The following is a 435-nucleotide window of genomic DNA, read 5'->3' on the forward strand; positions in this document are numbered from 1 at the left end:
GTAATAATCAAATCGCACGTTGACTATGTCTTTCTCGGTAAAAATATAACGGAGCATCGTTGTGAATCTTTCATAACGTTCATGAATTCCCACACTATCAGGCAACCAAGGGGAAGATTTAATTGTAAAAAGTTTCCAATTTGGAACCATTAAAAACTCAATAATGGTACCGATTCCAATCACGATATCCCTTGGTATATCCATCGGATAAGGATATTTTCTCCTAACCTCGATTAAATCATTCTCCAGCTTCCAATATTCTTCATCATCCCACACCCCGTCATCATACCATTTACCAATAAATGAATTTTCGTCATACTCTTCAAAACAAGGGATGTTTCTTCTAAAATCCTTGAACTCGCACATAATAATTAATCTCCAATACGATTTAGGTTTTTATCAAATGTACCGTTTCTTGTTTCTTTTCTGTAATGT

2 protein-coding genes are annotated in these 435 nt (G+C 34.7%); both read right to left on the reverse strand.

The window, feature by feature from the left end:
- Nucleotides 1-366 (reverse strand): immunity 41 family protein (locus RM812_RS42455; protein ID WP_311586387.1); only part of this gene is annotated, 366 nt, incomplete at its 3' end.
- Between the two features lie 5 nt (nucleotides 367-371).
- The coding region (locus RM812_RS43280; RefSeq protein WP_394816617.1) for a toxin C-terminal domain-containing protein at nucleotides 372-435 on the reverse strand (64 nt) is incomplete at its 5' end.

Source organism: Streptomyces lancefieldiae (assembly GCF_031845825.1).
Taxonomy (GTDB): domain Bacteria; phylum Actinomycetota; class Actinomycetes; order Streptomycetales; family Streptomycetaceae; genus Streptomyces; species Streptomyces lancefieldiae.